The organism is Vagococcus penaei, from assembly GCF_001998885.1.
GTDB classification, from domain to species: Bacteria; Bacillota; Bacilli; order Lactobacillales; family Vagococcaceae; genus Vagococcus; species Vagococcus penaei.
The window spans coordinates 2,154,769-2,168,226 of sequence record NZ_CP019609.1 but is presented as its reverse complement, the minus strand read 5'-3'; the positions used below and the strand labels follow the sequence as shown (position 1 = coordinate 2,168,226).

Genomic DNA, 13,458 nt, shown 5'->3' with positions numbered 1-13,458 from the left:
ACTATTCATCCTCCATTAATTGCTTTAATTGACTGATTATTTTCCCATGCAACTGCGATACTCGTGGTACTGAAATTTCTAAAACCTCTGCAATTTCCTTCAACGTTAACTCCTCAACGTAATATAGATTCAAAATTAATTGGTCGCGTTCTTTTAAAGTAGAAATAGCATGACTGAGACTTTCCTTCGCTTCAGCTAAAAATAATTTATCATCTGCTGAAACTAACGATTCATCTTGAATCATATCTTTTAATTCCGTTGCATCTCCTTGATTGTTAAAGAGGGTATCTTCCAATGAGATATTAGCCAAATGATGCAAAGTATCATAGATGACGCTTAATTGTTTGGCGCTAATTCCCATCTCTCGACAAATTTGTTGATCCGTCGCTTCTTTTTGATACTCACTTTCAAGCTTCTCCTTTGCTTGATAATACAAATTCAACTGATCCATACGACTTCTCGACACTTTTGACGTTTTTCTCACTTCATCAATGATAGCTCCTTTAATTCGAATGCGAGCATAAGACTCAAACGGTACTTGCTTAGAAGCATCAAACTTTTTTAACGCGTCCATTAATCCGATAACACCAATATTAAACAAATCATCTTGTTCATACTCTTTGTTTTTAATGGTGATGCGATTGACCACACGTCGAACTAATGGTAAGTACCTAATGATTTCTTCTTCATAACTCATTTCATACATCTAATCAACCCTCATCTCCGCTAGTGCTCTTATTTTAAAGCAAATTACTCTTGATTCATTGGAATAGTCAAAATACCACAAGTTTCAATCGGGATTTCATTTGGTATTTCATTTAGTGATAAAACGCCAATATCAGGAAAATTATAAGAAATTAATTTCTTGATAATTAATCGATTATTAGGTGATGCTAATAAGACGTGTGTGATACCTTCTGATAGTAGACGACTATGCACGTCATTTAAGCTGTCAAAAAGTGCTGTGATGATATCAGGTTTTAAAATTGGAATTGAGCCACTAGCCGTCTTTTGAATGTTTTTGCTAATAATATCTTCAATTTCCGGATGCACAGTGACAACATTTAGAACCTGATCTTCTGTTAGATATTGCTTAACAATCGTTCGTTTTAAAGCTTGGCGAACATGTTCTGTTAAAATTTCCGAATCTTTTGTCATCGTGCCATAGTCAGCTAGTGTTTCTAATATCGTCACTAAATCATTAATAGGAATTTGTTCTTTTAATAAGTTTTGTAGAACTTTTTGGACCTCACCTAAGCGCATAATATCAGGAATTAACTCATCAATAACAACATTATAACGATCTTTAATTCCTTCAAGTAAAGCTTTCACTTCTTGGCGACCAAGTAACTCAGCCGTATGATTAAAGATAACTTCTTTTAAATGTGTTGCGATCACTGTCACTGGTTCTACAATGGTCATTCCATGTAAATCTGCAAACTCTTTATCTTCTTCATCAACCCATAGTGCATCTAAACCAAAAGCTGGTTCTTTAGTTGGAATACCAGTGAGCGTAATATCCTCAGAATCTGGATTAATGACTAAAAATTTATTAGGATAAATATCACCGCGTGCAACTTCATTACCTTTGATTTTAATGCAATAATCATTCGGTCCTAATTGCAGATTATCACGAATCCGAATCGGTGATAGTAGCACACCCAATTCATGCGCACATTGCTTACGAATGGTTACAATTTGTTTCATCAAGCTATTATCGAGTGAATCATCAGTCATTGAGATAAGTGCATACCCAATTTCAATTGAGATTGGTTCCACCTGAAAGGAAGCGACACTATCATCTTCTTCTAATTCACGTTCTTTTTGTTGAAGTGCTAGTGCTTGACGTTCTTCAACAGCCCGTTTTTTCAAATTAGTATCCTTCTCTTTTAACTTGTAGCCAATAAAAGCGCAAGCCATAGCTATGATTAGAAAAGGAATTTTAGGAAATCCTGGTACTAATGCCATCAACACTAAAACGGTCGCTAAAATCCACATAATCATAGGATTTTTGAATAAGTCCCCTTGAATAGAACCACCGAACGTTTTATTATCACTAGAACGTGTCACAATAATACCGGATGATACAGAAATTAGTAATGAAGGAATTTGACTAACCAGACCATCCCCAATCGATAATTTACCGAATTGACTTAGTGACTCTCCCATAGGCATACCTTGCCCAATTGAAAAAATTAAAATCCCACCAATTAAGTTTATTAGGGTAATAATAATCCCTGCAATCGCGTCTCCTTTGACGAATTTACTTGCACCATCCATCGCCCCAAAAAAACTCGCTTCGCGTTGTAATTCTTCACGACGTTTTTTAGCTTCATCTTCTGAGATAAGGCCTGCATTTAAATCAGCATCAATTGCCATTTGTTTTCCTGGCATCGCATCTAATGTAAAACGCGCCGACACTTCTGATACTCGCCCAGCACCATTTGTCACAACAATAATTTGGACAATTGTAATAATAATAAACAGTACTGCTCCCACAATGTAATTATTTCCTGTCACGACATTCGCAAAGGCATCAATCACATGGCCAGCATTTCCTTGTGTCAAGACTAAACGTGTTGACGAGATATTTAAGCCTAAGCGGAACATGGTGGTGATTAAGAGTAATGTTGGAAATGTTGAAAATTCTAACACTCTTTTTGTAAAAAGCGTAATCAATAAGATATTGATCCCAATTGTTATATTCACAATAATTAAAAAATCTAACAGTAGGCTTGGAAGCGGAATGATAATCAAACCAATAACAGCTACCACTATGAATGACACAATTAAATCAGAATAATCAACATTTTTTAATTTGGCTTTTAATGAATAATCCTTCACGAGCATGGTCCCCTTTTTTTACAATACTACCTACTGCAACTACTTAAATTTTATGTTTACTTTCTGCATTCATGCGGTATACCAACGCTAAGACTTCTGCGATAGTTTCATACATGGCAATTGGTACTGGTTCTAAGACACCTGTTTCTTTGTATAGTTGACGTGCCACAGGTTTATTTTCAATAATTGGAATCTGATATAATTTAGCTTCTTCGCGAATCTTTTGCGCCATCAAATCTGCTCCTTCGGCAATTACCATTGGGGCAGCATCAGTCGCTCGGTCATATTTAATTGCAATCGCTAAATGTGTCGGGTTCGTAATAACAACCGTCGCATCCTTAACATTTTTTACGCCACCAACCATTTTATGATATAACGCCTTACGTTGCGATTTAACATGAGGATCTCCCTCTTGTTCCTTATATTCATCTTTAATTTCTTGTTTAGACATTCGTAATTTTTTAGTGAATTTATACCGATTATAAACATAATCAGCCACACCTAAGACAAGAAGAAGAAGTGTTAATTTAATGCTCAAGCGCTTGATAAAAGCTAAAACAAAAGTAAAAATATGTTCCACTCCAACTTGACTTAAATTAATAAAATCAGTTAATGATCCTGTAATTTCTAAATAGGTAATATAAAAAATCGCTATTAATTTTAAAATATTTTTAATTAGGCCGAAAATGGCTTGTGAACTAAAAATATTTTTAAAACCAGAAATTGGATTTAACTTTTTTAAGTCAAATTTAATTGCTTCACCAGTGAATAAAAATCCCACTTGAACAAAACTTGCTAAAAAATTTGCTAAAAAACCTAATGCTAAAAATGGACCAATTAAAATTAAGCAAGCTATCATACTTTGAAACCCAATAACAGCCACATTATTTTCAAAACCATCTAAGGCAAAATTCTTTGCAAAACTGCTCGTTAATAATTTAAATGAATAATTAGCAACAAATTCCCATAAAGGAATAAAGACTAGTGTAAAAACAGCAAAACTAGCTGCTGAGACTAGCTCTTGACTCTTTGCAATGTCACCTTTTTTCCGCGAATCTCGCAAGCGCTTAGGGGTGGGCTTTTCTGTTTTTCCATCTTTTTCTGACATTCGCCCTCACCTCACCCGGAAATAGATTGAATAAATTCTTGTAAATATCGCTGAATTGTTGGCAATAGATGCTGCACTTGGTCAAAAAGACTTGGTAATAATGCCAACATGAATAATAGTGTGACAAAAATTTTAAATGGCAGTCCAATCATCAAAACGTTAATTTGTGACACACTACGTGAAATAATTCCTAAGACAACATCCACAATCAATGCGACAATTAACATTGGTGCAGCCAACATTAGTGCCAGCTTAAATGATTCACCAAATAACATAATAGTTCCATTAATTGCCCCAGAATTAATATTATACGTGCCTAAAGGTATGGCTCGAAAAGAATTGATTACTGTTTGCAAAATGATTAAGTGAAAATCAGTCATAAAAAAAACTGCCAAGCCTAACCAATAGTAAAATCTTCCATAATTAGAAGCTTGAACACCCGAGGATGGGTCGTAAATCATCCCCATCGAAAAACCAACTTGAAAATCGATTAATTGACCAGCCATCTCAATTGCCGAAAACAAAATTTGAGTTATAAAGCCCATTGATAAACCAATTAATATTTCTTTGATAACTAATAAATATAATAGAAATAAATTATTCTCTATAGTCACTGGCTCCATCGTTTCAATTACCAACAACGCGAGACCTAGAGATAGCATGATTTTAACTAATTTTGGCATATTACGAAATGAAAAACCTGGTGAAGTCACCATGAATGCCGTTAATCGCGTAAAAATTAAAATAAATGTTACAAAGACGTCTGTCACATTATCACCCACTTTATAATGTTGAAATAATGCTAAACAGTGATTTTGTAAACTCTAATAATGTATTTAACATAAAGTTCCCTAAAACAATTAATCCTACAAAAACTGCTAACAATTTTGGTACAAAACTTAATGTTTGCTCTTGTAGCTGTGTTGTCGCTTGTAAAATACTAATCACCAAACCCACTACCATCGCAATAATTAAAATTGGACCTGCAATTAAAATAATTTTCATATAGGCTTCATGGATTACATCTAATACCATTTGTACGGTCATTTTTATCTCTCCTATTGAAATCCTCTGACTAAACTTTCGACAACTAAATACCATCCATCTACGAGTACAAATAAAAGTAACTTAAATGGTAATGAAATCATAACCGGAGATAGCATAAACATCCCCATCGACATGAGGATACTCGAGACCGCCATATCAATAACTAAAAATGGTAAAAAGATTAAAAATCCAATACTAAAAGCAGTTCGTAATTCACTAATCAAAAATGCTGGAATAACAACTACTAGTGGTAATGATTCTGGATTTTTTGGTGCTTTTGTACCCGAATTTTTAACAAATAATTCTAAATCTTTTTCACGCGTTTGTTTGAGCATAAATTGTTTAATCGGTTTTTCAGCTTCTTTAATTGCTTGTACTTGGGTGATTTCATCTTTCATTAACGGTTGAATGGCATTTGCATTTACGTCATTATAAACTGGTCGCATAATAAAGAAAGTTAAAAACAAAGCAATCCCTAGTAAAACTTGATTAGGTGGTGTTTGTTGTGTTCCTAGAGAACTACGAACAAAAGACAATACCATGATAATGCGGGTAAATGAAGTTGTTAAAATTAATAACGTCGGTACTAATGTTAGTACAGTCATTAAAACAAATAATTTAATCACATCTGATGAGCCATCATTACCTGATAATTTATTTAACGTATTCGTCATTTCATTGACACTCACTGCAGATACTTGGTCAACCCATATAAACAAACTAATGACTAACATCACGAAACTAGTAGCGGCTATCTTTCTTTTCATGGTTGTTTCCTCTTTCCAACAAAACTAATGACCTTTTGCAAGACAGATTGACTAGTTTGCTTATATTGATTCATTTGTAACTCCCGTGTCTTTTCCGCTTGTTTTTGAGCCGCCAAAATTTCTTGAACTTCATCATCTGTCAGCTCTTTCATCATACTAATTTTGTCTTGACCAACACTCATCAAATAATAGGTCTGACAAACCTTGGTAATACAAAGACTAGTTTCTTTCCCAATTTGATTTTTCTCAATAATTTGAATGTGCTTGCCCTGATTTTTTGTCCACTGACTCATGTATTTGATTGTAACTTTAGCAATCACTAAAACAACAATCAAAAAAAACAAACTTTTCAAAATGTAAAAAATACTCGACACTTAGATACGTCCTTTCTAATTATCAATCAAGTACCTAATGTTATTCCGCACTAGGCACTTGATATATCCCCTACTGAATGACTAAATTAGTGATAAACACTTCTTTAACTAATTCAGAACCGACTGCTTCATTAATTGTTCCCTTTAATTCTTCTTTTAACGACTCAATCCCTTTAGCATCATTCAAAATGCTTTCAGATTGTTTTTTACGTAAAACATTCACGACACTATCACGAATAACATCTTTATTTTTTTCAATTGCTTTGGCTTCGTCTTCATTTTCTGCTAAAAGTGATAATTGAATTTTAATGTATGGTGACTGGCCCTTCTCTCCTTTAGCTAGGTTGGTTAAAAATTCGTCTAAAGGAACGGTTACTGCGTCATTAGCAATCTTACTATTTTTATTTTGGCTAACTTCTTTAACAGCCGTCTTATGTGTTAATAAATTTCCTATTACTGTCCCACCAGTTGCTGCAACTAAACCAACTACTAACACGATAATAATTAATAATGGTGTTTTACTTTTTGGTTTTTTGTCTTCTTTAACGGTTTCATCAACATTTTTCTTTTTCATTTTTATTTACTCAATGACTCCTTTCATTGTAATTCACTCAATAGACTGATTAAGGTTAACCAATATCAAAACGTTCCCTATGAACCTGTTGGTGATAAACTAAAAATAAATTAGCAACTTTTTCTGGAGATTCTTTCACCATTAATGTCGTCCCATCGACAAGTGTAATGATTGTATCAGGAGATGCTTCAATACGTGCTAGTAATGAGCAATTCAAATAAAATTTAGTATTATTTAACATAGTTAACTCAATCATTTTTTTCTCCTTTAATAATTACCATCAGTCTAACGTTTTAAGTTAATTAATTCTTGTAACATCTCATCAGACGTTGTAATACTTCTAGAATTTGCTTGATACGCGCGACTAGCGATAATCATTTCTGTAAATTCATTGGCTAAGTCAACATTAGATCCTTCTAAAGCACCTTGAATCATTTTTCCAGATCCATCCGTTCCAGGAACAATCACGTTAGCTTCGCCAGAGTTATTCGTTGCCACATAATTGTTATTTCCTGTTTTTTCTAAACCTTCCGCATTCGCAAAAGTGGCAATTTGAACTTGTCCTAGAACATAGGTTTCATCATTACTATACTTACCTGTAACTAGACCAGTTGAGTCAATGCTATAATTCACCAAGTTAATTGTCTGGCCAGCATTATTAGGATCTGGAATCGTTTGTTGGATTTGTGTTGGTACAAGTTGTCCATTAGTTGCCATGGATGTCGCTAAATCAAAATTAGCATCATATAAAACAGGTTGACCAGTTGCTGTTCCTCGAGACATTACCTTAAACCCATTAGCAGTTACTAACGTACCATCTGCATCTAAACTAAATGATCCGTCACGTGTATAGTAACTTGTTTCATCTGTGTTACTACTTCTTAAAATAAAGTAACCTTTATTATCTAACGCAAAATCTAAATTACGACCAGTCGTTTGTGGTGCACCGATTCCCGTCATAGTATCAATCGCCCCAACTTTAACACCTAAGCCAACTTGGCGGGCATTCATCCCACCTAAACCAAAATCGTTAGGTCCTTGAGCATTGGCTTCTGTTTGACTCATAATATCTTGAAATCTTACCCGGCCTGCTTTAAAACCAACCGTATTAACATTTGCAATATTATTTGAGACCACATCCATTTTCGTTTGTAAACTCTTCATTCCACTAACACCTGAATATAATGATTTAAGCATTGTTTCTCTCCCCTTACGATTAATTTATTTAGCTAATTCTGTTATTTGGCTCATTAAATAATTTTTACCAGCGACTTTAATGGTGGGAATACCACCTAAAAACTTCACACCATCAATTGTTCCAGTGACGGTTTGATTGTCATCAGTCATTAAGGTTACAGTTTGACCAATCATAGTTATTGCTTGCTGCTGTTGTGCCATGAGCATGGTATGCTCCATATTAGTTCCTAACTCTTTTAGTTGTTCCAATGTCGTAAATTGGACAAGTTGCGAAATATAATCTGTATTGCTTCCTCCGCTACCACTTTCTCCACCTAAAGATGGATTACTCATCGTAGCTGCTAGAATTTTTAAAAAGTCATCCATTTTAATATCTGACCCACTACTGCGTTCTTTTTGTGCAGTCATTTCTGCTTGCTGCATTTGGGTTCTTCCCATTGGTGAAAATGAATTAATGTCTGCCATACTGTCAACTCCTTTAAACTAAGATATCGATTCGTTCACTTTCGACTACGGTATTAGTCTCAGCTTTTTCACTTGATTCAGTATATTTACCATTGCTAAGTGTTGCATGAGATTGAAATTTTTGATGTCGATGTTCTTGTTGTTGACGAGAAAATTCACCACTAAAATCAAACGTTAGTTGTTGATTTTGACTAACTGATTGAACAATCTCGACTTTTTCTAGTTGAATATTTTGTTTACTTAAATTTTGCTCTAAAACAGGTAAACTTTTTTCAAATAAATGTTTAACTTGCTCAGAGCCTACCATCAATTTTGCCGAAATTTTGCCATCCGTCATTTGTAAATGAATGTCAACTTGACCCAATTTTTCAGGATGTAAGACTAGTTTCATGACACTTTTTTGTCCATCAGCTAATGTCTGATGCTGAGCAACCAATTGTTTTTCTAAGTTACTTAAATTCTGCTGTTGAAATTGAAACACTGCTGTTCGGTCACTGACTGATTTTAAAATGTAACTATCACTCAACTTAGCAAATTGTTGCGGTTGTTTCGTAACATTTAATTGATCTTCTATAAAAATATTGTTAGAGAACTCTTTTTCATTAACTGATGTCGGTGACATTTTTGCATCACTTAGCATTGGACTTTTTAATATTTGTGTTGGAAAACGACCAACACTTTCCAGAGATAAACTAGGAAGCTCATCTACTGATTCTGATACTGGTTGCGAATTAGTGGTTTCCGGTAATTCTTTTGGTACAGGACTAGATGCTATTAAAAACTCCAATACTTGGCCATCTTTTGTCGTTCCTTGTAAAATATTTACCGTACTTTGTTTGTCAACAAGTAGTTTATCGGACTGACCGATAGAAGTAATAGCTGTTGTTATTTGACCTTCTTTTATAACAATATCAACTACTTCACCATTTGTTGTATCTCCTGCAACTTCAAGTAACTTAATTAATTCTTCTAAAGATACTGTTGGGATAGTAACCAAATCATCTACTACTTGTTGTCCATCCACAGGTAACAATACGTTAACCTGGGTTCCATCATCTAGTATGCCATTAAATGCTCGTAAGACTTGAGACACATCAGGATCAACCAACTTTTGATTCGTTAGTAAGGAATGCGTGTTTATTTCTTTAGGCGATTGAGTTAAATTAGTTTGACCCGTTATCTTAATAAACTCTCCATTTACTACTGAATCACTTGCCATTCGATAGATAGCCAGTTTATTTTTGGTTTCCACTGGTTCGCTTTGTTGAGTTTCATTAGCTAGTCCATCTTGATGATGACTCGATTCGTTATCCGAATCAACTAAGGTATTATCGAATGTTTTTTTATCTAAGACTTTATTAAATAAAACTGTATCGGTTTTAGACGAATCATTTGGTATAGTCGTTTTCTTTACATCTACCACTTTTTCAACATTCATTATCGTTCACCCCCTCATGCTAATAATAATTTGCTCCAAATCGTAACGTTCCCATTTCATCCAACTCTTTTTGCTCTTCTTTTTTATATTGCTCTTGGTAGCTAGCTAATTGTTTTTCTTTTAACTTTTCAATCATTTTGCGATTTTTTTGTTTATCTAGTAGTACATCCAGTTCTTCAATAACTTGTTGATTAATTTTCTCAACTTCTTTAGCTTGGAGTACAATCTGTTCATCTAAGAAGTTTTGATATAAGTACTGCATTCTTAAACTATTGATATTAGAAAAATTTTGCGTATTATGTTTCATCTCATGACTAGCTTTTTTAAAGTGTTCAAGTTTTGATTCCTCAGCCATTTGCAATGCTTTTTTTTCTAAGAAACCTTTTTTTGCAACATCTTCTTCTGATTGTCTAACAGTTAAAACTTTTTCCATTGTAAATTTATAAGCTTTCACAAGGTCCCCTCCCTACAATCACCATTTTCTTGTCGCTTGAAAAATCGTCTTGAGCTGTAATACTGTCTCATCATAGCTCATTGGCTCATCTGTTTTTTTGCCTTAAAAAATTGACAATTGAGGGATTTAGTTCCAAGGCTTGATCAATTTTAAGATTACTTCCAATTTTGTAAGCCCCAATATCAATCAAATCTTTTGATTCGGTATAAATTGCCATATTTTCTTTGAGCAAACCTGCCAATTCTTGGTGTTCGCGACTAACAATACTTTTCATGAGCCGACTTAAACTTTGTTGCACATCTATAGCTGGATAATGATTTTCCGAAGCTATTTTTCTTGATAACACGATATGACCATCTAGAATTCCTCGAACAGCATCAGCGATTGGCTCATTCATATCATCGCCTTCAACTAATACTGTATAGAAGGCTGTAATAGAACCATGTTCTGACATACCACTACGCTCTAATAGTTTAGGGAGTTGCGTAAATACTGATGGTGTATAGCCTTTTGAGGTTGGTGGCTCCCCTGTTGCCAAGCCAATCTCACGTTGCGCCATAGCAAAACGTGTCACTGAATCCATCATGAGCACTACTTTTTTTCCTTGATCACGATAATACTCAGCAATTGCCGTGGCAACATATGCACCTTTCAAACGAACTAATGGCGGTTGATCCGAGGTTGCGCAAACGACGACTGATTTTTGATAGCCTTCCGGTCCTAAGTCATTTTGAATAAATTCTGTGACCTCACGACCACGTTCTCCAATGAGGCCAATCACGATAACGTCCGCTTGACAGTTTCTAGCAATCATGCCGAGTAGCGTACTTTTCCCAACACCACTTCCGGCAAAAATCCCCATACGCTGACCTTCTCCAACTGTCAGTACTCCATCAATCGCACGAACTCCGGTGCTCATAACTTTTTCAATTGGTTTTCTAGTAAATGGATTTGGCGCATCCCTATTAACATCATAGTGTTGACCATTCTGTAATTCTCCATCTGTCAAGATACGGCCTAATCCATCTAGCGTTTTACCTAATAGATTATCACTCAGCTCTAGTTTTAAAGCCTGCTTGGTTGGTCTAACTAAACAACCTGGTCCAATTCCATCCAATTCATCTAAAGGCATTAATAAAACCGTTTTGTTAATAAAACCAACGACTTCAGATAAAACTTTTTTGTTGGTCTTTTTTATTTCAATTTCGCAAATTTCCCCAACAAAAACGTTCAAACCTTCTACTTTAATAATTAAGCCAACAACTTGAGACACTTTTCCTAATTGTAAATAGTAAGCTGTTTCTTTCAACTTTTTTTTATAGCTTTGAAAATCAAGGTCTAACAAACTAATCCACCCCTTCAGCTAATAAATCAGCTTTCATCCGATTTAATTGGTCTGAAATAGTTAAATTTAGTACATCAAAGTCAGTTTCAATTAGACAATCATATCGTTCTAAAGTTGAATCCGCTATGACGCTATAAGAAAAATCATTTGACTCCGTTTTGAGCTCTTCTAGAGCTTGTAATGTCACCTGATACATTTCTTTAGAAACAAAAACTGTTACAAAGTTATCTTTTTTTTCTAACTGTTTAAGGAAAGGCTCTAATAAAGTATAAATTTGCTTTTCAGAGAGTGCCAATTCTTTATTGATAACAGTTTCAGCCATTTGACAAGCTAAATCGACTAGCTCGCCCTTTTTATCTTGTTGATAACTAAAAATCTCTTTTTCAACTTGTAAATGAAGTTTATGAGCTTCATCAACCAAAACTTGAGATTCGTCTTTACCTTGCTGAAATCCTAAAGCTTGTCCATGTTTAAATCCAGCAGCTTCTCCTTTCTCAAATCCTTTTTGCTCAGCACTCTGTTTTAAGTCTTCAATCTCCTGTTGTACATTAGTAAGTATTCTGGAGCGTTCTTCAGCTAATTTTTGACGAAACTGTGTCTTCTCTTTTTCCAACTCTTTCTGAAATAATTGCTGTAAGTTTTGGCGTTCTATTTGTAATTCTTCTAACATTTTTTCTCGATCTTTAAAAAAATCATGCTCATATTGTTTGAGTCGTGCTGATGACTGATGACCATTTAAGCAATCATCACTCATCACACTAGCTTTTTTTTGTGGCATAATCGTTTCTATTTTACGAATTTTGATATCTGAAGAAGTTACATCATCTGGTTTGATTAATTTACGAGATGACTGCATCTTGATCCCCTCTTCCGATATAAATTTCACCTTGTTCATCTAAACGGCGAATAACAGCAACAATACTTTGTTGTGCTTCTTCGACTGCTGATAAACGTGCAGGCCCCATAAACTGTAAATCTTCTTTCAATGTCTCAACTGAACGCGAACTTTGATTACTATAAATAAATTCTTTAATTTGATCTGATGCACCTTTCAAAGCGAGTACCAATACATCATGATTCACTTCACGTAAGACTTTTTGGACATCTCCTCTATCCAGACCAACAATATCTTCGAATGTAAATAGATTTGATTTGATTTCTTCTGACAACTCTGGCTGACGTTTTTCTAAATCGCTGATAATATTTTTCTCTGTACTTCTGCCAACTGAGTTTAAAATTTCTACCAACGTATTTACGCCACCAACATTTTCTGTCTTACTTTCTAACGTATTCGAGAATTTATTTTCAATAACCTTTTCAATTCTCTCAATAACAACCGGTGAGGTGCTACCAATTGTCCCGATTTTTTCAGCAATCTCTGTTTGTCTTTCACTTGGAAATTGCGATAAGACTTGTGCGGCTTTATCAGGTTGCATATAACATAAAATTAATGCAACAGTCTGCGAGTGTTCGCCTAAGAGTAAATTGACTAACTGTTGGGTATCAGCTTTTCTTGCGATATTAAATGGTCGCTCACGCAATTGAATTTGATTCAATACATCGATAACTTCCTTCGCTTTTTGTGAACCTAAGGCTTTATTCAATAAATCAATGGCATAATCAATCCCACCATCTATAACATGGTTACGTGCTGTCGACATCGTAATGAATTCACTAACAACTTGTTCACGTTCCTCAATACTGACATAATCAATATTAGCAATTTCATAACTCACTTTTTGAATATAAGTTTCTGGTAATAATTTCATAATTTGTGCAGCAGCTTCTGACCCTAATGAAATTAAAAGTAAGGCTGCTTTTCTAGTTCCATCTAATGTTTCCATA

Annotated in this window: 15 protein-coding genes and 1 pseudogene; all 16 read right to left on the bottom strand. The window is 34.5% G+C overall.

Annotation, left to right across the window (positions count from 1 at the left end):
* Nucleotide 1 precedes the first annotated feature (1 nt).
* On the bottom strand, nucleotides 2–706 hold the full coding sequence (locus BW732_RS10380; RefSeq protein WP_077276665.1) for a sigma-70 family RNA polymerase sigma factor: 705 nt from the start codon (nucleotides 704–706) through the stop codon (nucleotides 2–4).
* A 44-nt stretch (nucleotides 707–750) separates the two neighbouring features.
* On the bottom strand, nucleotides 751–2,844 hold the full coding sequence (gene flhA, locus BW732_RS10375; protein WP_228414940.1) for a flagellar biosynthesis protein FlhA: 2,094 nt from the start codon (nucleotides 2,842–2,844) through the stop codon (nucleotides 751–753).
* A gap of 43 nt (nucleotides 2,845–2,887) precedes the next feature.
* Complete coding sequence (flhB, locus tag BW732_RS10370; protein ID WP_077276663.1) at nucleotides 2,888–3,952, bottom strand: flagellar biosynthesis protein FlhB; 1,065 nt, start codon at nucleotides 3,950–3,952, stop codon at nucleotides 2,888–2,890.
* Nucleotides 3,953–3,963: 11 nt separating this feature from the next.
* Nucleotides 3,964–4,722, bottom strand: coding sequence for a flagellar biosynthetic protein FliR (gene fliR, locus BW732_RS10365; protein ID WP_077276662.1), 759 nt, complete (start codon nucleotides 4,720–4,722; stop codon nucleotides 3,964–3,966).
* Between the two features lie 13 nt (nucleotides 4,723–4,735).
* Entirely contained in the window at nucleotides 4,736–4,999 is a 264-nt protein-coding gene (gene fliQ / locus BW732_RS10360; protein WP_077276661.1) for a flagellar biosynthesis protein FliQ, read from the bottom strand.
* A gap of 11 nt (nucleotides 5,000–5,010) precedes the next feature.
* Entirely contained in the window at nucleotides 5,011–5,733 is a 723-nt protein-coding gene (gene fliP / locus BW732_RS10355; protein ID WP_228414998.1) for a flagellar type III secretion system pore protein FliP, read from the bottom strand.
* Nucleotides 5,734–5,762: 29 nt separating this feature from the next.
* Nucleotides 5,763–6,140: a flagellar biosynthetic protein FliO gene (locus BW732_RS10350; protein WP_077276659.1), complete on the bottom strand. Its 378-nt coding sequence runs from the start codon at nucleotides 6,138–6,140 to the stop codon at nucleotides 5,763–5,765.
* A gap of 70 nt (nucleotides 6,141–6,210) precedes the next feature.
* Nucleotides 6,211–6,714 (bottom strand): flagellar basal body-associated FliL family protein, encoded by a 504-nt coding sequence (locus BW732_RS10345; protein ID WP_077276658.1) that lies wholly within the window; start codon nucleotides 6,712–6,714, stop codon nucleotides 6,211–6,213.
* Nucleotides 6,715–6,769: 55 nt separating this feature from the next.
* A complete protein-coding gene (locus BW732_RS10340; protein WP_077276657.1) occupies nucleotides 6,770–6,970 on the bottom strand; it encodes a flagellar FlbD family protein in 201 nt (66 codons plus the stop codon).
* 29 nt (nucleotides 6,971–6,999) lie between these two features.
* Entirely contained in the window at nucleotides 7,000–7,911 is a 912-nt protein-coding gene (locus BW732_RS10335; RefSeq protein ID WP_077276656.1) for a flagellar hook-basal body complex protein, read from the bottom strand.
* Between the two features lie 24 nt (nucleotides 7,912–7,935).
* The gene (locus BW732_RS10330; protein ID WP_077276655.1) at nucleotides 7,936–8,376 is read right to left on the bottom strand and encodes a flagellar hook capping FlgD N-terminal domain-containing protein; all 441 of its coding nucleotides are present in this window, start codon (nucleotides 8,374–8,376) and stop codon (nucleotides 7,936–7,938) included.
* 13 nt (nucleotides 8,377–8,389) lie between these two features.
* Complete coding sequence (locus BW732_RS10325) at nucleotides 8,390–9,814, bottom strand: flagellar hook-length control protein FliK (protein ID WP_077276654.1); 1,425 nt, start codon at nucleotides 9,812–9,814, stop codon at nucleotides 8,390–8,392.
* A gap of 19 nt (nucleotides 9,815–9,833) precedes the next feature.
* On the bottom strand, nucleotides 9,834–10,268 hold the full coding sequence (gene fliJ / locus BW732_RS10320) for a flagellar export protein FliJ (protein ID WP_077276653.1): 435 nt from the start codon (nucleotides 10,266–10,268) through the stop codon (nucleotides 9,834–9,836).
* An 18-nt stretch (nucleotides 10,269–10,286) separates the two neighbouring features.
* Nucleotides 10,287–11,619 (bottom strand): annotated as a pseudogene (fliI, locus tag BW732_RS10315) (flagellar protein export ATPase FliI).
* The gene (locus BW732_RS10310) at nucleotides 11,615–12,469 is read right to left on the bottom strand and encodes a FliH/SctL family protein (protein WP_161485560.1); all 855 of its coding nucleotides are present in this window, start codon (nucleotides 12,467–12,469) and stop codon (nucleotides 11,615–11,617) included. Before BW732_RS10310 ends, fliI begins: the two are co-directional and overlap by 5 nt.
* On the bottom strand, nucleotides 12,453–13,457 hold the full coding sequence (gene fliG, locus BW732_RS10305; protein WP_077276650.1) for a flagellar motor switch protein FliG: 1,005 nt from the start codon (nucleotides 13,455–13,457) through the stop codon (nucleotides 12,453–12,455). The genes BW732_RS10310 and fliG overlap by 17 nt, the downstream gene beginning before the upstream one ends.
* Nucleotide 13,458 lies beyond the last annotated feature (1 nt).

Bases quoted from the DNA above. Each gene is read 5' to 3' on its own strand.
- BW732_RS10380 (WP_077276665.1), bottom strand. From the start codon at position 706: ATGTATGAAATGAGTTATGAAGAAGAAATCATTAGGTACTTACCATTA.
- fliQ (WP_077276661.1), bottom strand. From the start codon at position 4,999: ATGACCGTACAAATGGTATTAGATGTAATCCATGAAGCCTATATGAAA.
- BW732_RS10340 (WP_077276657.1), bottom strand. From the start codon at position 6,970: ATGATTGAGTTAACTATGTTAAATAATACTAAATTTTATTTGAATTGC.
- BW732_RS10325 (WP_077276654.1), bottom strand. From the start codon at position 9,814: ATGAATGTTGAAAAAGTGGTAGATGTAAAGAAAACGACTATACCAAAT.
- BW732_RS10330 (WP_077276655.1), bottom strand. From the start codon at position 8,376: ATGGCAGACATTAATTCATTTTCACCAATGGGAAGAACCCAAATGCAG.
- BW732_RS10310 (WP_161485560.1), bottom strand. From the start codon at position 12,469: ATGCAGTCATCTCGTAAATTAATCAAACCAGATGATGTAACTTCTTCA.
- fliP (WP_228414998.1), bottom strand. From the start codon at position 5,733: ATGTTAGTCATTAGTTTGTTTATATGGGTTGACCAAGTATCTGCAGTG.
- flhB (WP_077276663.1), bottom strand. From the start codon at position 3,952: ATGTCAGAAAAAGATGGAAAAACAGAAAAGCCCACCCCTAAGCGCTTG.
- BW732_RS10345 (WP_077276658.1), bottom strand. From the start codon at position 6,714: ATGAAAAAGAAAAATGTTGATGAAACCGTTAAAGAAGACAAAAAACCA.
- BW732_RS10335 (WP_077276656.1), bottom strand. From the start codon at position 7,911: ATGCTTAAATCATTATATTCAGGTGTTAGTGGAATGAAGAGTTTACAA.
- fliG (WP_077276650.1), bottom strand. From the start codon at position 13,457: ATGGAAACATTAGATGGAACTAGAAAAGCAGCCTTACTTTTAATTTCA.